General features: G+C 55.6%; 25 protein-coding genes. 9 read left to right on the top strand and 16 right to left on the bottom strand.

Annotated features, from left to right (window positions below; all coding sequences use genetic code 11):
- Positions 1–208 precede the first annotated feature (208 nt).
- Complete coding sequence (locus INF61_RS16455) at positions 209–595, bottom strand: helix-turn-helix domain-containing protein (protein WP_023302966.1); 387 nt, start codon at positions 593–595, stop codon at positions 209–211.
- Between the two features lie 84 nt (positions 596–679).
- Between INF61_RS16455 and INF61_RS16450 the strand changes: the two genes are divergently transcribed.
- From INF61_RS16450 to INF61_RS16440, 3 genes are all read left to right on the top strand, one after another.
- Positions 680–1,528 carry an SDR family oxidoreductase gene (locus INF61_RS16450; protein ID WP_017383937.1) on the top strand — a complete coding sequence of 283 codons (849 nt, stop codon included), beginning with the start codon at positions 680–682 and terminating at the stop codon, positions 1,526–1,528.
- A gap of 81 nt (positions 1,529–1,609) precedes the next feature.
- Entirely contained in the window at positions 1,610–2,434 is an 825-nt protein-coding gene (locus INF61_RS16445; protein WP_017694662.1) for an AraC family transcriptional regulator, read from the top strand.
- Positions 2,435–2,509: 75 nt separating this feature from the next.
- On the top strand, positions 2,510–3,475 hold the full coding sequence (locus tag INF61_RS16440; RefSeq protein WP_193547926.1) for a DMT family transporter: 966 nt from the start codon (positions 2,510–2,512) through the stop codon (positions 3,473–3,475).
- A 79-nt stretch (positions 3,476–3,554) separates the two neighbouring features.
- On the opposite strand, the gene INF61_RS16435 is transcribed toward INF61_RS16440, so the two are convergent.
- A complete protein-coding gene (locus INF61_RS16435) occupies positions 3,555–5,204 on the bottom strand; it encodes a methyl-accepting chemotaxis protein (RefSeq protein WP_039271950.1) in 1,650 nt (549 codons plus the stop codon).
- Positions 5,205–5,449: 245 nt separating this feature from the next.
- On the opposite strand from INF61_RS16435, the gene ytfE reads away from it, so the two are divergent.
- Positions 5,450–6,112: an iron-sulfur cluster repair protein YtfE gene (gene ytfE / locus INF61_RS16430; protein WP_015572484.1), complete on the top strand. Its 663-nt coding sequence runs from the start codon at positions 5,450–5,452 to the stop codon at positions 6,110–6,112.
- A gap of 86 nt (positions 6,113–6,198) precedes the next feature.
- Here the strand turns inward: ytfE and cycA are convergent, their stop codons facing one another.
- On the bottom strand, positions 6,199–7,608 hold the full coding sequence (cycA, locus tag INF61_RS16425) for a D-serine/D-alanine/glycine transporter (RefSeq protein WP_015572483.1): 1,410 nt from the start codon (positions 7,606–7,608) through the stop codon (positions 6,199–6,201).
- Positions 7,609–7,922: 314 nt separating this feature from the next.
- Positions 7,923–8,543, bottom strand: a complete 621-nt coding sequence (gene fklB / locus INF61_RS16420) for an FKBP-type peptidyl-prolyl cis-trans isomerase (RefSeq protein ID WP_008502892.1) — start codon at positions 8,541–8,543, stop codon at positions 7,923–7,925.
- Positions 8,544–8,774: 231 nt separating this feature from the next.
- Here fklB and INF61_RS16415 point away from each other — a divergent pair, with 231 nt between their 5' ends.
- Positions 8,775–9,413, top strand: coding sequence for an OapA family protein (locus INF61_RS16415; RefSeq protein ID WP_015572481.1), 639 nt, complete (start codon positions 8,775–8,777; stop codon positions 9,411–9,413).
- 46 nt (positions 9,414–9,459) lie between these two features.
- Here INF61_RS16415 and INF61_RS16410 read toward each other — a convergent pair whose 3' ends face one another.
- The 5 genes from INF61_RS16410 to rpsF form a co-directional block, all read right to left on the bottom strand.
- Positions 9,460–10,389 carry a DMT family transporter gene (locus tag INF61_RS16410; RefSeq protein WP_032646988.1) on the bottom strand — a complete coding sequence of 310 codons (930 nt, stop codon included), beginning with the start codon at positions 10,387–10,389 and terminating at the stop codon, positions 9,460–9,462.
- A gap of 152 nt (positions 10,390–10,541) precedes the next feature.
- Positions 10,542–10,991: a 50S ribosomal protein L9 gene (gene rplI / locus INF61_RS16405; protein ID WP_006810372.1), complete on the bottom strand. Its 450-nt coding sequence runs from the start codon at positions 10,989–10,991 to the stop codon at positions 10,542–10,544.
- Positions 10,992–11,032: 41 nt separating this feature from the next.
- Positions 11,033–11,260, bottom strand: coding sequence for a 30S ribosomal protein S18 (gene rpsR / locus INF61_RS16400; protein ID WP_000135199.1), 228 nt, complete (start codon positions 11,258–11,260; stop codon positions 11,033–11,035).
- A gap of 4 nt (positions 11,261–11,264) precedes the next feature.
- Positions 11,265–11,579, bottom strand: a complete 315-nt coding sequence (priB, locus tag INF61_RS16395; protein ID WP_003856035.1) for a primosomal replication protein N — start codon at positions 11,577–11,579, stop codon at positions 11,265–11,267.
- 6 nt (positions 11,580–11,585) lie between these two features.
- Entirely contained in the window at positions 11,586–11,981 is a 396-nt protein-coding gene (rpsF, locus tag INF61_RS16390) for a 30S ribosomal protein S6 (protein ID WP_003856034.1), read from the bottom strand.
- A gap of 340 nt (positions 11,982–12,321) precedes the next feature.
- On the opposite strand from rpsF, the gene yjfY reads away from it, so the two are divergent.
- Positions 12,322–12,597 carry a DUF1471 family protein YjfY gene (gene yjfY, locus INF61_RS16385; protein WP_017383944.1) on the top strand — a complete coding sequence of 92 codons (276 nt, stop codon included), beginning with the start codon at positions 12,322–12,324 and terminating at the stop codon, positions 12,595–12,597.
- A 135-nt stretch (positions 12,598–12,732) separates the two neighbouring features.
- On the opposite strand, the gene INF61_RS16380 is transcribed toward yjfY, so the two are convergent.
- Genes INF61_RS16380 through ulaA form a run of 6 tightly spaced genes read right to left on the bottom strand, consistent with a single transcriptional unit; the run spans position 12,733 to position 17,140 of the window.
- Complete coding sequence (locus INF61_RS16380) at positions 12,733–13,419, bottom strand: L-ribulose-5-phosphate 4-epimerase (RefSeq protein ID WP_193547925.1); 687 nt, start codon at positions 13,417–13,419, stop codon at positions 12,733–12,735.
- The gene (locus INF61_RS16375; protein WP_015572478.1) at positions 13,412–14,272 is read right to left on the bottom strand and encodes an L-ribulose-5-phosphate 3-epimerase; all 861 of its coding nucleotides are present in this window, start codon (positions 14,270–14,272) and stop codon (positions 13,412–13,414) included. The genes INF61_RS16380 and INF61_RS16375 overlap by 8 nt, the downstream gene beginning before the upstream one ends.
- 9 nt (positions 14,273–14,281) lie before the next feature.
- Complete coding sequence (gene ulaD / locus INF61_RS16370; protein WP_017383946.1) at positions 14,282–14,932, bottom strand: 3-keto-L-gulonate-6-phosphate decarboxylase UlaD; 651 nt, start codon at positions 14,930–14,932, stop codon at positions 14,282–14,284.
- 12 nt (positions 14,933–14,944) lie between these two features.
- The gene (gene ulaC / locus INF61_RS16365) at positions 14,945–15,412 is read right to left on the bottom strand and encodes a PTS ascorbate transporter subunit IIA (protein ID WP_023302961.1); all 468 of its coding nucleotides are present in this window, start codon (positions 15,410–15,412) and stop codon (positions 14,945–14,947) included.
- 9 nt (positions 15,413–15,421) lie between these two features.
- A complete protein-coding gene (ulaB, locus tag INF61_RS16360) occupies positions 15,422–15,727 on the bottom strand; it encodes a PTS ascorbate transporter subunit IIB (RefSeq protein ID WP_003856022.1) in 306 nt (101 codons plus the stop codon).
- A gap of 12 nt (positions 15,728–15,739) precedes the next feature.
- Positions 15,740–17,140, bottom strand: a complete 1,401-nt coding sequence (gene ulaA, locus INF61_RS16355; protein WP_193547924.1) for a PTS ascorbate transporter subunit IIC — start codon at positions 17,138–17,140, stop codon at positions 15,740–15,742.
- Between the two features lie 359 nt (positions 17,141–17,499).
- Between ulaA and ulaG the strand changes: the two genes are divergently transcribed.
- Complete coding sequence (ulaG, locus tag INF61_RS16350; protein WP_193547923.1) at positions 17,500–18,564, top strand: L-ascorbate 6-phosphate lactonase; 1,065 nt, start codon at positions 17,500–17,502, stop codon at positions 18,562–18,564.
- Positions 18,565–18,674: 110 nt separating this feature from the next.
- Positions 18,675–19,430: an HTH-type transcriptional regulator UlaR gene (gene ulaR / locus INF61_RS16345; protein WP_003856014.1), complete on the top strand. Its 756-nt coding sequence runs from the start codon at positions 18,675–18,677 to the stop codon at positions 19,428–19,430.
- Here the strand turns inward: ulaR and yjfP are convergent.
- Positions 19,427–20,149, bottom strand: coding sequence for an esterase (gene yjfP / locus INF61_RS16340; protein ID WP_193547922.1), 723 nt, complete (start codon positions 20,147–20,149; stop codon positions 19,427–19,429). The two genes, ulaR and yjfP, sit on opposite strands and share 4 nt — an antisense overlap.
- A gap of 137 nt (positions 20,150–20,286) precedes the next feature.
- Here yjfP and bsmA point away from each other — a divergent pair, with 137 nt between their 5' ends.
- Positions 20,287–20,616, top strand: coding sequence for a biofilm peroxide resistance protein BsmA (gene bsmA, locus INF61_RS16335; RefSeq protein WP_193547921.1), 330 nt, complete (start codon positions 20,287–20,289; stop codon positions 20,614–20,616).
- Positions 20,617–20,691 lie beyond the last annotated feature (75 nt).

Below are 20,691 nucleotides of genomic sequence, written 5' to 3'. Positions count from 1 at the left end.
ACCCTGGCACGTTCACCGGTCATGTCGTGACAGAGTAGCAAGGAACATAAAGTGAACGGAATGACCACCAGAGCCGTATGTTCCCCCTCACCCCAGCCCTCTCCCTCAAGGGAGAGGGGGCCGTCTGTGCAGGCATTATTTTGTGGGGAACCCTCAGCCCCGTGGGAGAGGGTCAGGGTGAGGGCATCAGGCCGCACATACCCGGCGTTTACGCCGCACGCTCGTCCCTATTCGCCATCACCTGCGGCGTATTGACCTCAATCCAGTCGGCCAGCGCGGCCACCTTCTCGCTTACCTCCTGCCCCATCGGCGTCAGGCTATACTCCACATGCGGCGGCACGACCGGATACGACACGCGATCGACAAACCCGTCATGCTCCAGCGCCTGTAAAGACTGAGCCAGCATCTTCTCGCTGACGCCGCCCATCTTGCGGCGCAGATCGCTGAAGCGATGCGTCCCCTGACGTAACGCCACCAGGATCAGCACGCCCCAGCGGCTGGTTACGTGTTTGAGCACCTCCCGTGACGGGCACTGTTCCGCAAAGAGGTTGCCATCGCGCATTTGCTCGCTGAGCGTTGGTATTGTTGTTTTCATACTTACCTTTTTGTACGTACTTACTAAAAGTTAGTTATGGTGATAGTGTGCCACAACACCAGACAAACACGAAGGAGATTCATCATGATCGCGATTACCGGCGCAACTGGCCAGCTTGGCCAACACGTTATTGAAGAACTGCTGAAAACCGTTCCGGCCAGCCAGATCGTGGCTATTGTGCGTAACCCGGCGAAAGCCGAAGCGTTGCGTCAGCAAGGGGTCGTTGTGCGTCAGGCGGATTACACCGATGAAGCCGCATTTACCACCGCGCTGAACGGCGTGGATAAACTGCTGCTCATCTCCTCCAGCGAAGTGGGCCAGCGTGCCGTACAGCACCAGAACGTGATAAACGCCGCCAAAGCCGCCGGGGTGAAATTCATCGCCTATACCAGCCTGCTGCATGCTGACAAATCTCCGCTGGGTCTGCACGTTGAGCACGTCGAAACCGAAAATGCCCTGGCGGCCTCTGGCGTGCCTTACGCTCTGCTGCGCAACGGCTGGTACACCGAAAACTATCTGGCAAGCGCGCCGCCAGCGCTGGAACACGGCGTATTTATGGGTGCCGCAGGCGAAGGCAAAATTGCCTCTGCGACCCGTGCGGATTACGCGGCGGCGGCAGCGAAAGTGATTTCTGAAGAGGGTCATGCCGGCAAGGTGTATGAACTGGCGGGTGATAATGCCTGGACGCTGAGCGAACTGGCTGCGGAACTGAGCAAGCAGAGCGGTAAGCCGGTAACGTATCAGAACCTCAGCGAAGCCGATTTCGCCGCTGCGCTGAAGGGCGTTGGTCTGCCTGCCGGGCTGGCGGAGATGCTGGCGGACTCCGACACCGGCGCGTCCAAAGGCGGCCTGTTCGACGACAGCCGTACCCTGAGCAAACTGATCGGCCGCCCAACCACATCACTGGCGGAAAGCGTCAAAGCCATCCTGTAGTTGTTAAAAATTGGTTATTTTTTGTGGCATCCCCTCGGGTCATCTCTGATAATGAAGCGATGACCCACAAGGAGGCTCACCGTGCAAGGCGTACCGGAACAGTTCACTGATGAGAGAGACAGCGCGCGCTTTCGCCATCTGGCGCAGCTGCCGGGCCTGGAGCTTTATCACGCCCATATCTCTGACTACGCCTTTGAGCCTCACACTCATGAAGCCTTCGGTATCGGCACCATCGAAACCGGTGCCGAACGCTTCCGCTATCGCGGTACCCAGCATCTTGCCGCGGAAAAATCCGTCGTGACCATGAACCCGGACGAGATCCACACCGGGGAATCCGCCACCGAAGGCGGCTGGCGCTACCGGATGGTCTACATCGAACCCGACCTGCTGGAAGAGGTCACCGGCCTGCGTCACTGGTGGTTTAATGACGTCACGCGCCACGACCCTTTGCGCTCGCAGCAGATTGGCCGGTTAATTTACGGCTTGTGGCACACCAACGATCCGCTGGCGCAGAAGGGGCTGCTACTGGATTTGATTCAGACTTTTCAGCCACTGGCCCATCATGCGCCGGTGGTGCAGGAGGCCGCGCACCGCTTCGAACGCGTTCGCGATTATCTGCACGACAACTATATGCGCTCGCTGACCCTGGACGAGCTGGCTAACGTTGTCTCGCTCAGCCCGTACCATTTTCAGCGCCAGTTCAAAGCCCATTTCCACGTTACGCCCCACCAGATGCTGATGGCCATCCGGCTGTGGCGCGCAAAAGCATTCCTCACCCACGGCATGCCTGCCGCCGAGGTGGCCGCCGCGACCGGGCTGACCGATCAGTCGCATTTAACCCGCGCATTCACCCGTCGCTACGGCATCACGCCCGTGCGCTACCAGAAACAGGTTATGCCGCGCTAATGCGCAACCTCATACAATACGCGCGCGTTTTGCCCTCCTACACTGATCGCAAAGTGAATCAAGATGGATGGAAAAATGATTAGCGGCGTGTTGTATGCCCTGCTTGCGGGTTTGATGTGGGGGCTGATTTTTGTCGGCCCGCTGATTGTGCCGGAGTACCCGGCAATTTTGCAGTCGACCGGACGTTACCTGGCGCTGGGGCTGATTGCCGTGCCGCTGGCGTGGCTGGGGCGCGCGCGTCTGCGTCAGCTGGGCCGCCAGGACTGGCTCACCGCGCTGGCGCTGACCATGATGGGTAATCTGATCTACTACGTCTGTCTGGCGAGCGCCATTCAGCGCACCGGTGCGCCGGTGTCGACCATGATTATCGGCACGCTACCGGTGGTCATCCCGGTTTTCGCGAACCTGCTTTACAGCCAGCGTGACGGCAAACTGGCGTGGTCAAAAATGGCGCCCGCTCTGGTCTGCATCGCCGTGGGGCTGGTGTGCGTGAATATTGCCGAGCTTCGCCACGGCCTCGAAAACTTCAGCTTGTGGCGTTACGGTTCAGGGATCTTTCTGGCGTTTATCTCGGTTGTCTGTTGGGCCTGGTATGCCCTGCGCAACGCACGCTGGCTGCGGGAAAACCCGGATAAACATCCGATGATGTGGGCGACGGCGCAGGCGCTGGTCACCCTCCCTGTCTCGTTGCTGGGCTATGTGGGCACGTGTGTCTGGCTGGGTAGCCAGCAACCGGCATTTACCCTGCCCTTCGGACCGCGCCCGTGGGTATTCGTCGGGTTAATGGTCGCCATTGCCGTGCTCTGTTCGTGGGTGGGTGCGCTGTGCTGGAACATTGCCAGCCAGAAGCTGCCGACGGTGATACTGGGGCCGCTGATTGTCTTTGAGACGCTGGCAGGGCTGCTCTATACCTTCCTGATGCGTCAGAGCGTGCCGCCGCTGCTAACGGCCTGCGGGATCGCGCTGCTGGTCGTTGGGGTGGTGATTGCGGTGAGAGCGAAGCCGGAAAAACCGATGGTCGTTCCGGCGTCGGAGGGGTGAGCTTTTCGCCCAGCGGCGCTTCGCTTGCAGGGCCTACAAACCGTAGGCCGGGTAAGCGTCAGCGCCACCCGGCACAGTATCAGAACGTTTCCCAGTTCGCTTCAGACGCCGCCGCGAGGGGCTGCGCTTTAGGTGCATAGGTCTTAACCGGCGCGGCTTTCACCGCCTGGTTGCGGGTGATCTTAAACACCGCCACCGCGTCGTTCAGGCGTGCAGCCTGATCTTCCAGCGCCGCAGCTGCCGCCGCAGACTCTTCCACCAGCGAGGCGTTCTGCTGGGTGACGCGATCCATCTCCGCCACCGCCTGACCCACCTGGTCGATACCGCGGCTCTGTTCGTCGGAGGCCGACGCAATCTCACCCATGATGTCCGTCACGCGCGTAACCGCATTGACGATCTCCGCCATCGTCGCGCCCGCTTCATTTACCAGCTGAGAACCCGCGTTGACGCGTTCGCCGGAATCATCGATCAGCGCTTTGATCTCTTTCGCCGCCTGCGCGCTGCGCTGGGCAAGGGTACGCACCTCGCCCGCGACAACCGCGAAGCCACGTCCCTGCTCGCCCGCACGCGCCGCTTCTACCGCCGCGTTCAGCGCCAGAATATTGGTCTGGAAGGCAATGCCGTCGATCACGTTAGTAATTTGCGCGATTTTGCTGGAACTGGTGGCGATTTCATCCATGGTGCGCACAACGCCCTCGACCACGTTACCGCCCTTCTTCGCGGTGGAGGAGGCGTCCAGCGCCAGACGCGACGCCTGACGCGCGTTATCGGCGTTTTGCTTCACGGTGGCGGTTAACTGTTCCATGCTGGCTGCCGTCTCTTCCAGAGAAGCGGCCTGTTGCTCGGTACGAGAGGAGAGATCGTTGCTGCCCGCCGAGATTTCACCCGCGCCGGTGTAGATGGTATCTGCGCCTTCACGCACCACGCCCACCGTGTTGGCCAGCGCAGTCTGCATCTCCTGAACGTTGCGCGCCAGGATCGCCATTTCATTTTTACCCTCAGCCTGAATCGGCTGGGTTAAATCCCCTGCGGCAATGGCGCGGATATGGTTGATCACCTCTTCCAGCGGCAGCAGCAGCACACGGCGCATCGCAATCCAGCTGGAAATAATCACCGCGATCACCAGCAGCATCACCGCAGAAAGGATCCACAGAATGCGTTTGTAGTCGCTTTCATTGTCCTGGATACCTTTGGCGGCCAGCACGGCCTGCGCCTCACGCCACTCGCGATAAACCTTTTGCATCGCGGTCTGCTTCTGTTCGGCATTTTGTTTGAACATATCTTCCAGATTGCCCTGCCCCAGCAGAACGTTCATTTGCGTCAGCGTGGCGGAGTAGACGCGGTACTGCTCTTCCAGGCGATCGGCCAGGTGCTCGTCCATACCCGGCGTTTCCGGCAGCGCGTAGTATTTATCGTAATGGGTCTGGGCATCGGCCAGCAGGTTTTTCGCGGTATTGACCAGCTCGTTCAGCTGTCCGCCATTAATCTGCGACGCCATGCTGCTTTGCAGGCGCAACATGCCGCGGTTGAGGGTGACGCGCGCCTGGTTCAGGCTGATCCAGGCGTCGGTAAACTCCGCGACGTTCTGGCTGGAAAGCTGAGAAACGGTGAAGTTCTCTTTATCGTTATTGAGTGCGTTAATGAAAATGCCAGCGGAGATCAGCTGCATGATGCCGAGCACAAGCAGCACCGAAATCAAAAGAGTAATGACTTTTATACGTTTAAACATGCGTTGCCTTTTTTATATACAGGTATTGTCTGACCTGTATCTATCGGCACGCGCGGCAGGTTGTTTACTGTTTCTCCACCTTTAAAAACTTTCGAAAGCCCTTTTCTGCATTCAATCAGCAAGTTAAAAGCACGCTTTTTTTGTGATCCCCTTCTCATTTTCACCCTTGCCTCTAAAGGGTTATAGTATCCACCCAAAGATGCATTTAAAATGCATCTTATATTCCTGATGATGAGGTAACTGTTATGGCCTTCCGCGACCAACCCTTAGGCGAGCTGGCGCTCTCCATCCCTCGCGCTTCTGCGCTGTTCCGTAAATACGATATGGATTACTGCTGCGGTGGTAAGCAAACGCTGGCGCGCGCAGCGTCGCGTAAAGAGCTGGATGTGGAGGCTATCGAAGCGGAGCTGGCTCAGCTGGCTGAACAGCCTGTCGACAAAGACTGGCGCACCGCGCCGCTGGCTGAAATCATCGACCATATCATTGTGCGTTACCACGATCGTCACCGCGAGCAGCTGCCGGAGCTGATTTTACAGGCGACCAAAGTTGAACGCGTTCATGCCGATAAACCTTCCGTACCGCGCGGCCTGGCGAAATACCTGACCATGCTGCACGAAGAACTTTCCAGCCACATGATGAAAGAGGAGCAGATCCTCTTCCCGATGATCAAACAGGGCATGGGCAGCCAGGCCATGGGGCCCATCAGCGTGATGGAAAGCGAACATGATGACGCCGGCGAACTGCTGGAAGTGATCAAACACACCACCAACAACGTCACACCGCCGCCAGAAGCGTGCACCACCTGGAAAGCCATGTACAACGGCATTAACGAGATGATCGACGATCTGATGGAACACATTAGTCTTGAGAATAACGTTCTGTTCCCGCGTGCATTATCGGGTAAATAAAAAAGCCCGGTGGCGCTAGCGCTTACCGGGCCTACAACATCCGCGAACCTAGGCCGGGTAAGCGTCAGCGCCACCCGGCAACATGCTTAGCGCATGCCCGCCATACGTTTCTTACCGATAAACAGCCAGCCCAGCCCCAGCGCGATAAACCACAGCGGCGTGACCATCAGCGCCTGTCGGGTATCTTCTTCCAGCGTCAGCAGCACCAGCACGAAGACGAAGAACGCCATGCACACCCAGCACATCAGCTTGCCCAGCGGCATCTTGTAGATCGACTTCTCGTGCAGGTGTGGACGCTGCTTGCGGTACACCAGGTACGAGCAGAGGATGATGGTCCAGACGAACATAAACAGGATCGCCGACACCGTGGTGATCATGGTGAACGCGCCGATTACGCTCGGGTTGACGTAGAGCATCACCACACCGCCCAGCAGACAGATGCAGGAGAAGGTCAGCCCTTTCGCTGGTACCGCGCGTTTAGACAGTTTGGCAAACGCGCTGGGAGCAACGCCCTCCTGCGCCAGGCCGAACAGCATACGGCTGGTGGAGAAGACGCCGCTGTTCGCGGAAGAGGCCGCAGAGGTCAGCACCACAAAGTTAATCAGGCTCGCGGCAGCAGGCAGCCCCACCAGCACGAACAGCTCGACGAACGGGCTCTTGGTTGGCACCACCGAGCTCCATGGCGTCACGGACATAATGACGATCAGCGCGAACACGTAGAACATGATGATACGCAGCGGAATGGAATTGATCGCACGCGGCAGGGATTTCTCCGGATCTTTGGTTTCCGCCGCCGTGGTACCGACCAGCTCAATCCCGACAAACGCAAACACCGCAATCTGGAAGCCGGCAAAGAAGCCGCTGATACCTTTCGGGAACCAGCCGCCGTCATTCCACAGATGGGCAAACGAGGCCTGTACGCCGGTTGGCGACTGGAAGTGCGTCAGCACCATCACCAGCCCGACGACAATCAGCGCGATGATGGCGACGATTTTGATCATCGCGAACCAGAACTCCATCTCACCGAACATTTTAACGGTGGCGAGGTTCAGGCTCAGCAGCAGAACAATCACCGCCAGCGAAGCCACCCAGTCCGACAGGCCGGGGAACCAGAATTGGGCGTAGGCCGTAATAGCGACAACATCCGCCATGCCGGTAACCACCCAGCAGAACCAGTAGGTCCAGCCGGTAAAATAGCCCGCCCACGGGCCGAGCAGGTCTGACGCGAAGTCGCTGAAGGATTTGTATTCAAGATTCGAGAGCAGCAATTCACCCATTGCACGCATCACGAAAAAGAGCATAAAACCGATGATCATATAAACGAAGATGATCGACGGGCCGGCAAGACTGATGGTTTTGCCCGAGCCCATAAACAGCCCGGTGCCGATGGCTCCACCAATGGCAATAAGCTGAATGTGACGGTTCGTGAGATTTCGCCGTAGCGACTGTTCAGACGTCGCCTCTTCTGCGGCGGCGACTTTGACCTGATCTACCATGTGATATTTTCCTGTTTATGCCTGTCTGTGTTGTTAAGGCTCTTCTGGCCTTTATATACGCCAAATAAATGACGGACCCTGTGTAAGGACTAATCGATAGTAGGTAAGAATCGGCGGGATGAATACTATGATTTGAATATTATGTTAATAATATGTTGAAAGTGAGTGTCATATCACTCATACAGCGCGAAACAGCTCACAAAAATACACGTAACAGTTTCGTTTGCAATACAAAATGTTGATTTCGTCGTAACTCCGGGTTTTATCGCTATTTTCCTCTCCCCGATCGGAGAGAGGAAAATAAGAAAAACCGATTACAGGATTTCCAGCAGCTCGACTTCAAACACCAGGGTGCTGAATGGCGGAATGGACGCGCCAGCGCCACGCTCGCCGTAAGCCAGGTTGTGCGGGATAGTGAGTTCCCATTTGGAACCTACTGGCATCAGGGTCAGGGCTTCGATCCAGCCTGCGATAACGCCGTTGACCGGGAACTCAGCCGGTTCGCCACGTGCGACGGAGCTGTCGAACACGGTACCGTCGATCAGCTTACCGGTGTAGTGTACGCGAACGTGGTCGGTACGCGCCGGGATTGCGCCATCACCCTGATTGATTACGCGGAACTGCAAGCCGGACTCGGTGCTGTTCACGCCTTCACGCTCACGGTTCTCTTCCAGATATTTCACGCCTTCTGCCGCCATCTCTTCGAAACGCGCGCGACGTACGGCGTCAGCACGTTCGTGGATTTCACGCAGCGCACGGTGCACAACGTCAACCGGCACAGCGGGCTGCTTGCCTTCCAGCGCGTCAGCGATACCCGCCACCAGCGCTTCCGGTAACAGACCTTCCAGGCCGGATTCGCTCAGCTGCTGTCCTACCTGCAAGCCGATGCCGTAGCTTGCCTGCGCTTCGATAGTGTCAAAAGTCGGGGTGGTCATGGGTTTTCCTTCCATCACATTTAAAGTAGCGGGCAGCATATCAGCCATGCCCTTATGGGTAAAACTTTGTCTTAAGTAAAGGTGACAAACTGCGACGAAACGGAAACAATAGTAGCCGTCAGGATTTTCCCTAATATATGTCACGAAAGCTGGCTTTGTTACGCCCATCAGGCAGTTAGCAAACTACACTTCTCAGGACAGGATAAAAAGACGCGGAGCAGGAGGAGAGCCATGCCCGGGCGATTTGAACTGAAACCTACCCTGGCGAAAATCTGGCATGCGCCGGATAACTTTCGCATCATGGACCCGCTGCCGCCTTTGCACCGCAGAGGCATTATTATCGGCGCGTTGCTGATCGTCATCGGCTTCCTGCTTCCTTCCGGCAGTGACAACGTTGATACCGCGCCGGTCAGCCGGAATGCTGAGCTGGATATCCAGTCGCAAAGCCAGCCGCAGCCTGATTCACAGCCGATGCAGACGCAGCTGGTCACACCGTCTAACGATCCGGGCCAGGTTGCGCCGGTTGAACCTGAACCGGTTCAGGAAGATCAGGAGCAGGCCGCCGCCCCTTCAGAGCCACAGGCGCAACAGCCCACCGGCATTGAGCAGCAGTGGCGTTCGTATCGCGTAGAGCCTGGGAAAACTCTTGCCCAGCTGTTCCGCGACCACAATCTGCCAGCAACGGATGTGTATGCCATGGCGCAAGTCGAGGGGGCAGGCAAACCGCTCAGCAACCTGCAAAATGGTCAGATGGTGCAGATCCGCCAGAATGCCAGCGGGGTGGTGACCGGGTTAACGATCGATACCGGAAACGGGCAGCAGGTACTGTTTACCCGCCAGCCGGACGGCAGTTTCATCAGAGCACGTTAATGGCCCAGGCCGGGTAAGGCGATGCCGCCACCCGGCACTTTTGTTCTCAGGCACGCCGTTTATTCACCCACCAGATCCCCGAGCAGACCAGCACCAGCGCAATCGCGTATTTGATGTCCAGAATGTTTTCGCCGAGGAAGATGGCGGAGAGCACCGTCCCTGCTACAGGTATGACAAAGTTGAACGGGGCAATCATACTCACGCGGTTTACTTTCAGCAGCGCGCTCCACAGGGCGAACGCCACGGATGAGAGCAGCGTCAGATACCCCAGCACGGCGACGGCTTTCATGCTGTGCACCTCCAGCGTCCCGCCCGTGGCATAGCCTCCCGCAACCAGTGCCGCCCCGCCTATCCCCAGCTGCCAGCCAGTCATCACCGTCGGGTCAACGGTCTGGGAAATGCGTTTCCCGTAAAGCGTGGCCGCAGAGAGAATAAAGGCGGCCAGCACCACAAATCCGTCACCTTTCCAGACAAACTGGAACTCACTTAACCCGCTGTGGAAGTTCACCAGCATCACCCCGGCAAAGCCCAGAACACATCCCAGCGTTTTGTTATAGCTGAGTTTGTCGTTGTGGTAGATAAAGTGCGCCAGCAGCACGCTGAAGAAGGTCCCGGTGGCATTCATGATGGAGCCGTTCACCCCGGTCGTGTAGGCCAGGCCGATATAAAAGAAGGTGTACTGGAGGGAGGTCTGGGTCAGTCCGAGGATCGTGAGCTGGCCAAACTGCGTGGGCGTGAGCCTGCCAATCGGCTTTCGCTGGGCCATGGCAAAAAGCAGCAGCAACGCGCCGGCAAACAGAAAACGGTATCCGGCAAAGACGACTTTGGAGGGGATATCATCGGTCGCGATCTGAAAGAGTTCGTAGCCACTTTTAATGGCCGGGTACGAGCTTCCCCAAAGCAGACAGCAGAGCGTGGCGCAGGCATAGGCCACATTGCGACGGGCAAAGACGGGCGTGGGCAGAGCAGTATCCATGACAAATCTCATAAATAAAATTGCGTTTCAATTTATTATCAGAGAATGCGTCAGGAATAGCGACCTTACAAGAGCAAAAGATGACGCAGGGTCACGCTAAAAAGCAAAACGCCGGCACAAGGCCGGCGCTTCGACGCGAGCAGAGTAAAAAATTACTCAGCTACTACGTTAACAACCAGTTTAGCGAACACTTCGCTGTGAACCTGGAAGTCAACTTCGTGCTCACCAGTGGTACGCAGAACGCCGTTCGGCATACGAACTTCGCTCTTAGCCACTTTAACGCCTGCCGCAGTAACTGCATCAGCGATATCGCGGGTACCGATGGAACCGAACAGTTTACCTTCGTCGCCAGCTTTAGACGCGATAGTAACGGTGCCCAGTGCGTTGATTGCTTCAGCGCGAGCGTTAGCAGCCGCCAGAACGTCAGCCAGTTTGGCTTCCAGTTCAGCACGACGTGCTTCGAAAAACTCTACGTTTTTCTTAGTAGCTGGAACAGCTTTACCCTGTGGAACCAGGAAGTTACGAGCGTAACCCGCTTTAACGTTTACCTGATCACCCAGGCTGCCCAGGTTTGCTACTTTATCAAGCAGAATAACTTGCATTACCTTATCCTCTTAAAGTCGTATTAATGGACCGTGCCCGATTACTGATGACGATCAGTGTACGGCAGCAGAGACAGGTAGCGAGCGCGTTTGATAGCGCGAGCCAGCTGACGCTGATATTTTGCACGAGTACCGGTGATACGGCTTGGGACAATCTTACCGCTTTCGGTGATGTAGTTTTTCAGCGTTGCGATATCTTTATAGTCGATCTCTTGAACGCCTTCCGCGGTGAAACGGCAGAACTTGCGACGACGGAAATAACGTGCCATATGGCTAGTCTCCAGAATCTATCAAATCAATCTGCTCGGCATGCAGAACCATTTTGCTCAGGCCGTTCTTTGCCTTGTGGCAAGAAATGAACCCCTGAACGATTACTGCGCTACCGACCGTTAAACTGTGAGTAATGGCCTGGTTTTCGTGTCCGCTAATAATTACGGGCATTTGGCACCACGCCTGCCGGTGAAACCCGGCTTCCTCTTGCACAGAACGATGCTCAAGCACGAACTGGCAATGCGGAATTCCTGATGGGCTGACCTTTCGAAGGGGGGTCCTGCACACGGTGCCGGACAACACCAGACGGTTGGTCATCAGAAATTACTCTTCAGAATCCCCAGCATCAGAATCATCTGCGGTTTCGTTTGCGAAATCATCGCGACGCTCACGGCGCTCGTCTTTCGCTTTAACCATCGGAGATGCTTCGGTCACTGCGTGTTTGGTACGCATAACCATGCTGCGGATAACGGCATCGTTGAAGCGGAAGGTAGTTTCCAGCTCATCGATCACTTCCTGCGGAGCTTCAACGTTCATCAGAACGTAGTGTGCTTTGTGCAGTTTGTTGATCGGGTAAGCCAGCTGACGGCGGCCCCAGTCTTCCAGACGGTGGATCGTGCCTTCTGCACCAGTGATGGCAGCAGAGTAACGCTCGATCATGCCCGGAACCTGTTCGCTCTGGTCAGGGTGGACCATAAAAACGATTTCGTAATGACGCATCGAATTGCTCCTTACGGATTATTCAGCCTCCTGTCTGGGTCAGCCGAGGCCCGGGGAGGCAAGGAACGTGTTAAAGGTCGGCTGAAAAATTGACGCGTCATAATACTTGCGCCCCCCAGGAAACTCAAGCTGATTGCACAAATAATTCGCACAAAGGGTAAAGCTGTTCTAAGTGGGTGATTTAAAATCGCACTCATCAGAAGCGCTGTTTTTTTGAACAACACCATCAGAAATGGTCATCCATCGCAACCCGGGTAGCGATTACACTTTAATCAGAGACACTGAACAGAGAAGGAGAACATTACCCCGTATCACAGCACGCAGTCGTGGAGCGCATATCATGAAAAGAATCGCAATCGCCATTTTGGCTGCGCTTTTGCTCAGTGCAAACGCGATGGCAGCCATCAGAATAGACAGCCAACAGGCCAGAAACATGGATGATGTGCAGAGCTTAGGCGTTATTTACATCAATCATAACTTCGCCACTGAAAGTGAAGCAGATCAGGCGCTTAATGAAGAAACCGATGCGCAGGGCGCAAAATACTATCACGTCATGCTGACACGTGAGCCCGGCAGCAACGGTAATATGCACGCCAGTGCAGATATTTACCAGTAACGCTACATCGCTAGCACCAGGAAAGCCAACGAAAATCAAAGCCATATATAATTTGCCCCCTGCCCGGGGGCTTTTTTTATGAATGGCTCCGGAATACCACCGGTTACAACTGTTTCGGTATTCCAGAGCACTTATTCACTTCTGCCCGTAATAAGCATTCGGGCCATGCTTACGCATGAAATGCTTGTTCATCAGGTAATCATCAATGCCCTGAAGCTGTGGGTTAATGCCGCGCGCAATCCACGCCATTCTGGCCACCTCTTCCATCACCACCGCGTTATGCACGGCGTCATGCGCATCTTTACCCCAGGAGAACGGACCATGCTGGTACACCACAATACCCGGCGTATGCAGTGGTTCCGTCTCACCCAGCGTTTCGATAATGACCCTGCCGGTGTTAAGTTCGTACTCGCCTTCGACCTCAGCCTGCGTTAACGCTCGCGTGCAGGGAATATCGCCGAAGAAGTAATCTGCGTGCGTCGTACCCAAAGCAGGGATCGCCAGCCCGGCCTGTGCCCAGGCGGTGGCGTGCGTGGAATGGGTATGCACAACGCCCCCCAGAGACGGGTAACGCTGATACAGCGCCAGGTGGGTTGCCGTATCAGAAGAAGGGCGCCATTTGCCTTCAACGACGTGTCCTTCCAGGTCAACCACCACCATATCGTCCGCTTTCATGGCGTCATAGGCCACGCCGCTCGGCTTAATCACCACTAGCCCCTGCTCGCGATCGATGGCGCTTACGTTGCCCCAGGTAAACTTCACCAGTCCATAGCGCGGGAGATCCATATTGGCTTCAAAGACCTGCTGTTTCAGCTTAAGCATGTTCCGCCTCCATCAGCCCTGCCCGCGCCATGCGCTCGCGCACCCAGTCCCGGGCTTTCGCCACTTCTGCCGCCGGGTCGTCCGCGGTTTCGCTCCACATCTCAATCAGGTAAGGCCCGCAATAACCTGTCTGTTTGAGCGTCTGGAAGCACCGTTCGAAATCCACCACCCCGGTGCCGAACGGTACGTTTTTAAACACGCCAGGACGGGTATCTTTAACGTGCACCGCCACGATATGCCCGATGCCCGCCTGAAGCTCCATCTGTACGTCGTTATCCCATGCCGACAGGTTTCCGATATCCGGATAAAGCTGGAACCATGGGTTGTTCAGATAGTGCGCATAGCCCAGCGCCTTGCTGATGGAGTTCATCAACGGATAATCCATGATCTCCATCGCCAGCGTCACCTGCGCACGGCTTGCCATCTCAACGCTCTCTTTCAGGCCCTCCCGGAAACGACGGCGCGTTTCATCGTTGGCTTCCTGATAGTAAACATCGTAACCCGCCAGTTGGATCACGCGGATGCCGACATCCTGTGCAAAGCGAATGGCTTTACGCATGATCTCCAGCCCTTCGGCGCGTACAGCATCATCTTCGCTGCCAAGCGGAAAACGACGATGAGCGCTCAGGCACATGGATGGCACGCGCACGCCGGTTTCGGCAATGGCGCTCACCAGCGCCAGACGCTGGTCGCGACGCCAGTCCAGGCGAGAAAGACGCTCGTCCGTCTCATCCACCGACATTTCGACAAAATCGAAACCCAGCTGCTTCGCCAGCTGCAACCGCTCCAGCCAGCACTCCCCCGCAGGGAGTGCCTTTTCATAGATGCCAAGCGGGACCTGTTTTGACAACATACCCGCTCCTTAACCCCAAAGCTGAGCGATTGAGCGTTTGAACTGACGCGCCGCTTCCACCGGAGACGCAGCATCACGAATGCTACGACCGGCAATAAAGACGTGAATCGGGATACCCTGGAACAGCGGCAGATCCTCCAGCGCCAGGCCACCGGTGACGGTCACTTTGAAGCCCATATCGGCCAGACGTTTGATCGCGCTGATATCGGCTTCGCCCCACGCCACGCCTGCGGCCTGCGCATCACGGCTACGGTGATAAACCACCTGCTGGATACCCGCTTCGCGCCACTCCTGCGCCTGCTCCCAGGTCCAGAAACCAGTCAGTTCAATCTGCACGTCGCCGTTGAACTCTTTCGCCACGTCCAGCGCGCCTTTCGCGGTGTTGATATCCGCACAGCAGATCACGGTGACCCAGTCGGCGTTGGCTTCAAAGCACATGCGAGAGAGGATTTTGCCCGCGTCGGCGATTTTGGCATCCGCCAGCACGATTTTATGCGGATAGAGCGCCTTCAGGTCACTAACCGCACGAACGCCTTCGCCCACGCACAGAATGGTGCCGACTTCGATGATGTCCACTTCTTCCGCAATCAGACGGGTGGTTTCGTAAGCGTGAGACAGAGTCTGGTTATCCAGCGCGACCTGCAACATTGGTAATGACATTTTCAATTCCTCTTAAACGGCCGCCGCAGTGGCGTTATCAATTAAATCCAGCACGTCCTGCGCGGTACGACAGGCGCGTAAACGGTCAAAATTAGCTTCATCATCAAACAGATTGACGATCTGCATGATCCCCACCTCCTGGTGGGTGTTGGCATCGACAGCCGCCATGGTGATCAGAATGTCGACCGGGTCGTTATCTTCGTGGTTGAACACCAGTGGTTTTTTCAACGTCACCAGCGCAAAACCGGTTTTCTTGACGCCCTCTTCGGGACGGCCATGCGGCATTGCCAGCCCCGGGGCAATCACAAAATAGGGTCCAAACTGCGCCACGCCATCCAGAATGGCCTGGTAATAACGCGGCTCGACAACGTCAGCCTTAACCAGCAGGTCCACGCCCAGCTTCACCGCTTCCTGCCAGGTGCTGGCTTCGGCCTGTAAAAGGATGGAGTTATTCTCTGCCAGCGAATCACGTAGTTTCATGTGGCATCCTTACTTCACGTCTTGTGGGAAGTGTTCTTTGATCACTTCCAGCAGCTTTGGCCCGAAATCCGCAGGCGACAGCATGTTGCGTACGCCTACCACATATTTGTTGCCCGACACGCTAATCTCGCCGGCAATGTGCGTTGAGGCGATGATGATGTCCGCGCCGTTCAGTTCACTTTTGTATTCACCCACTGCGCAGCTGTTCACCGTGTGGTCAATGTTTGACTGGGTTAAAAACTGATCCACTTTCATTTTCATGATCATGGAGCTTCCTTGCCCATTGCCACACACAGCCAGGATACGTACGGTCATAATCGAAACTCCTTAGTGAGCAGAAACTTCTGCTGTTTGTTTTTCCGCATCTTCTTCAGCTCGCAGCGAACGGCCAGCGAAGAACATATAAGTCAGTGCAATCAGGATGATGACGGCCATAAAGACCAGCCCGACGGAGGCAAAGCCCTGCATCATCGGCGGCGCCAGAATTGACCAGTCCGCCATGCCCATCCAGGCGCTCATGCCGGTGAGCTTGACCGCCCACACGCATCCGAAGATTTCAACCATGCCCATCACCAGGCAGATCTTGAGCGCTGCGCGCCATCCGCCGAAGTGGTTAGCAAACACGCCGATGGTGGCGTTGGAGAAGAACATCGGGATAAAGCCAGGAATAATCAGGATTGAGGAGCCACAGCCCACCAGGATGCCCACCGCAATCAGCTGGCCGATGGTGCCCCACATAAAGCCCCAGACCACGGCGTTTGGCGCAAAGCTATAGATAGCCGCACAGTCAATCGCCAGCACCGCGCCAGGGATCAGGCGCTGGGAGATGCCGTTAAACGCTTCCGACAGTTCGGCGACAAACATACGCACGCCCTGGGTGATGATGAAAATGGCCACCGCGAAGGAGAAACCGGTTTGCAGGATATAGATCGTCCAGTGGGTTTTACCCGCCATCGCCTGCACCACGTCAATGCCAAAGGAGAGCAGGATGGCACCAAAGAAGATGGTCATCACAATTGCCGTGGAGACGATGTTGTCGTGGAAAATATTCAACCAGCCAGGCAATTTGAGGTCTTCAACACTCTCCTCTTTTTTGCCCAGGTACGGCGCAACTTTGTAAGCGATCCAGGAGGCAAACTGCTGCTGGTGACCGATGGAGAAGCCACAGCCGTCCGTAACGTCCTGCGTTGGCTTATACATCATGTTGGAGGTGATGCCCCAGTAAAGCGAGACCAGCACTGCCGTGCAGATGACCGTGGTCCACATCGGGTAGCCGAAGATATAGAGAGAAACGGCAATCAGCCCCGCCTGCTGGAACATGATGTGCCCGGTGAGCATGATGGTGCGAATACCGGTGATACGGCGCAGGAGCACGTAAATGATGTTCAGCGCCAGCGCGAGCAGTACCGCATACCCAACCCAGCTGTACGCATCTCCCATGCGATCGATGGTGGCCATCATGGACGCGTAAGTGTCAGAGATGGCGCCGTTAATGCCGTACACCTCTGACATTTTGGCAACAACCGGCTTAAACGTGCTGGTCAGAATGCCAGACCCCGCCTGCAACAGCATAAAACCAATGATGGTTTTGATGGTGCCTTTGATAATCACGCTGACGCTTTTGCGCAGCAGGATGTACCCCAGACACGTCACGATACCCAGCAACAGCGGGGCGTTGGTCATTACCTGATTAAAGAAAACGGTAAAGACGTTGTAGAGGATCTCCATAACTCTCTCCAGAAAATGAGAACACGAGGGGCAATCCCTGTGTGGTTGGTGTCATCACTCTATTAATCACAAATAATCATCACAAGATTGCATTTGATTATTTGTGACGGATCACGCAATTTATTTCCATGGTGTTAGTAATGATTTTCACTACCGATATAAACCAATAAATAAATTCTTAAATTTCAATATATTAATTATTTGTAGCGGTTATCTTAACAACGTCATGATGTTTTTTCTGTGATGTGGCGAGGGGAATTTTCCGCAAAACAGCCATTGCAAATCGATTCAAACAGTGCCAGCATTAATCACAACAAGTCACAGTATGATTACTTTTGATTAAAACCAGGAGTCAAACGATGAGTAAAGTGAAAACCATCACCCGTGAATCATGGATTCTGAGTACCTTTCCGGAGTGGGGTAGCTGGCTGAACGAAGAGATCGAGCAGGAACAGGTTGCTCCTGGCACATTTGCGATGTGGTGGCTGGGCTGCACCGGGATCTGGCTGAAATCAGAAGGCGGCGCCAACATTTGTGTCGATTTCTGGTGCGGCACCGGCAAACAGAGCCACGGCAATCCACTGATGAAAAAAGGCCACCAGATGCAGCGTATGGCCGGCGCTGAAAAGCTCCAGCCGAACCTGCGCACCACGCCTTTTGTGCTTGATCCTTTTGCCATTCGCCAGATCGATGCCGTTCTCTCTACCCACGATCACAACGATCATATCGACGTGAACGTGGCGGCAGCGGTAATGCAAAACTGCGCGGACGACGTACCGTTTATCGGGCCGCAGACCTGCGTGGATTTGTGGATTGGCTGGGGCGTGCCAAAAGAGCGCTGCATCGTGATGAAGCCGGGCGACGTGGTGAAAATCAAAGACATTGAGATTCACGCGCTGGATGCCTTTGACCGCACCGCGCTGATCACCCTGCCTGCCGATCAGAAAGCCGCAGGCGTACTGCCAGACGGGATGGATGAGCGCGCGGTGAACTACCTGTTCAAAACGCCCGGCGGTTCCCTGTATCACAGCGGTGACTCCCACTACTCCAACTATTACGCGAAGCACGGTAACGAGCATCAGATTGACGTGGCGCTTGGCTCTTACGGTGAAAACCCGCGCGGGATCACCGACAAAATGACCAGCGCAGACATGCTGCGTATGGCCGAAGCGCTGAACACCAAAGTGGTGATCCCGTTCCACCACGATATCTGGTCAAACTTCCAGGCCGATCCGCAAGAGATCCGCGTCCTGTGGGAGATGAAAAAAGACCGCCTCAAGTATGGCTTCAAGCCGTTCATCTGGCAGGTTGGCGGCAAGTTCACCTGGCCGCTGGATAAAGACAATCTTGAGTACCACTACCCGCGTGGTTTCGATGATTGCTTTACGATTGAACCCGATCTGCCGTTCAAATCCTTCCTCTGATTCTGAGGCCCAATCGCCAGACCTTGCGTCTGGCGATGTCATATTTATCTTAGTAATTTCACGCTATTTCAAATATCATCTTTTCAAATCAATTCTTATCGGAATAGCTCATGACGGAAGCGCAACGGCATCAAATTTTACTGGAACTCCTGGCGCAAACAGGGTTTATCACCGTCGAGAAAGTGATCGAACGTTTAGGGATCTCCCCCGCTACCGCGCGGCGGGACATTAACAAGCTGGATGAGAGCGGCAAGCTGAAAAAAGTCCGCAACGGTGCAGAGGCCATCAGCCAGCAGCGTCCACGCTGGACGCCGATGAACATCCACCAGGCGCAGAATCACGATGAAAAGGTGCGGATTGCCAGAGCGGCATCACAGCTGGTAAATCCTGGAGAAAGCGTGGTGATCAACTGCGGTTCGACGGCGTTTCTGCTGGGCCGTGAGATGTGCGGCAAGCCGGTGCAAATCATCACCAACTATTTGCCGCTGGCCAACTATCTCATTGACCAGGAACATGAAAGCGTGGTGATCATGGGCGGCCAGTATAACAAGAGCCAGTCCATCACCCTTAGCCCGCAGGACAGTGAAAACAGCCTCTACGCCGGGCACTGGATGTTTACCAGCGGCAAAGGTCTGACGGCGGATGGCCTGTATAAAACCGATATGCTCACCGCAATGGCAGAACAGAACATGCTTAACGTAGTGGGCAAACTGGTGGTGCTGGTCGACAGCAGCAAGGTCGGTGAACGCGCCGGCATGCTTTTCAGCCGCGCCGAGCAAATCAGCATGGTGATCACCGGCAAAAACGCCAACCCCGAGATCCTCAGCAAGCTGGAGGATCAGGGTGTCACAGTGCTGCGCGTTTAAAGGTGCTGACGGAAGAATTCCACGGTTGACTCCAGCGCGGCCGGGGTAATACGGTGCCGGACACCTGCTCCCCACAGGCAGGTCAGATTGCTGTCCAGCCCTTCACGCTGTAGCGCCTGTTGCAGGCGGAACGTTTCACCGGGCGGTACGACGTCATCGGCGTCCCCATGCCACAGAAGCAGCGGACGATCGGCCAGCTGCGAAAGCGCATGGCTGACGTCCCATTCAGACAACAGGGCCTCAATCTCCTGAGGGGCCTGCGGCGGGAACAGCGTCTTTGCCAGTGACGTAAAGTAGCCCGATCCCATCAGGCAAGCCACGGACGTCACCTCCGGATGCCTGACCATGATCCCCAGCGCCGTCATTCCGCCCATTGATGCGCCTGCGACCGCCAGCCGTTTCCCCTCCACCAGCCCGGCCTGCAAGAGCGCGTCACGCAGCCCGGCGAACTCGGTCAGATTGCCGTGCAGCGTTTGCCAGAACAGCCCCAGCCGCGCCTGCTCATCGCCCGTAAAGCGTGCCCCATGATTCGGCGCATCAGGCATGACCACCCGGAAACCGGCCTGCGCCAGCGCGACGGCAAAATAGCTGTAGACCAGCTTCGAGGAGAGAAAGCCATGATAGAAAACTACCGTCGGCAGCGGCTGTTCACCTTTACCAGCCGAAAAAGCATGGATGATTTCATGCCCACTCAGCTGGCGAGTTTCAATTTCAATCATTGTCGATCCTGTGCTGATGAATGATTCATAATGTTGAGAGCTGGATTACGGTTTCACGATATTTTCATTCGAAATCTACGTCCCAGATAACACTTCGGGAACATTCCCCCAAAACTAAATTCGCAGACAACTACACTATGGCTATCAGGAAAAGAGACAGGTTTATGCGCAGGCTTACGGCTTTATTGCTGGTCTCACTGCTCAGCGGATGTTCCATATTGCAGGGTACGCCAGAACCGGCGCCGCCGGTTACCGATCATCCTCAGGAAATTCGTCGTAATCAGACGGAAGGATTACAACGCCTGGGTACCGTATCCGCGATGGTTCGTGGTTCCCCGGATGATGCAGAAGACGCAATTGAAGCACAGGCAATTGCCGCAAAAGCAGATTATTACGTCATCACGATGATTGATGAAACCATTATTACGGGACAGTGGTACGCCCAGGGAATTTTGTACCGTAAGTAAGCATCATCATTTGAACGACTTTTACACTGCTTTGCGTCCGTAGACATTTTCCTGTCCACAATAAACTCCATGCCA

It is taken from the genome of Enterobacter cloacae complex sp. P18RS (genome assembly GCF_014982105.1).
Classification (GTDB): Bacteria; Pseudomonadota; Gammaproteobacteria; order Enterobacterales; family Enterobacteriaceae; genus Enterobacter; species Enterobacter hormaechei_C.
This window is presented reverse-complemented; position numbering and strand designations above follow the sequence as displayed.